Annotated in this window: 1 protein-coding gene; it reads right to left on the bottom strand. The window is 75.6% G+C overall.

Annotated elements, in window-relative coordinates; translation table 11 throughout:
* Positions 1–528 (bottom strand): tRNA (guanosine(46)-N7)-methyltransferase TrmB (trmB, locus tag HMPREF3105_RS00545; RefSeq protein WP_070708519.1); only part of this gene is annotated, 528 nt, incomplete at both ends.

Here is a 528-nt window from a genome sequence, read left to right as displayed (position 1 = left end):
CCCGCGCCTCGCCCAGGCCGGCGCGCAGGGGGCGCTCCTCCTCGGCCGCGCTCTCCCATCCCGCGGGCAGCGGCTGGGCACCCACCTCGGTCTCCCTGCCCTCGCGGCGCACCCGCGTGAGCGGAGAGTCCTCGCCCGCGGCGCGCCCGGGGAAGAGGTTCTCGAACTCCGGGTGCGCCTCGAGCACCTCGCGCATCTGCACGGCGTAGCCCGACCAGTCCGTCGCCAGCCGCAGCACCCCGCCGGGGGTGAGCACCCGCGCCACGCGATCGGCGAAGGCGGGGGAGACCAAACGGCGTTTGTGGTGCCGCTTCTTGTGCCACGGGTCCGGGAAGAACACCCACACCTCGGAGACGGAGCCGGGCGTGAGCAGGGCGTCCAGCAGCTCGGGCGCGTTGGCCTCCACGGCGCGGACGTTCTCCAGGCCCTGCTGCTCCACGCGCGTCATGAGCGCGGCCAGGCCGGGCACGTAGACCTCGACGGCGAGCACGTTCCAGTCCGGCCGGTCGGCGGCGGCCTGCGCCGTGG

Source organism: Micrococcus sp. HMSC31B01, assembly GCF_001816085.1.
Lineage (GTDB): Bacteria > Actinomycetota > Actinomycetes > Actinomycetales > Micrococcaceae > Micrococcus > Micrococcus luteus.
Note: the sequence above shows the minus strand (reverse complement) of the source record. Positions and strands in the feature narration are given on the sequence as shown.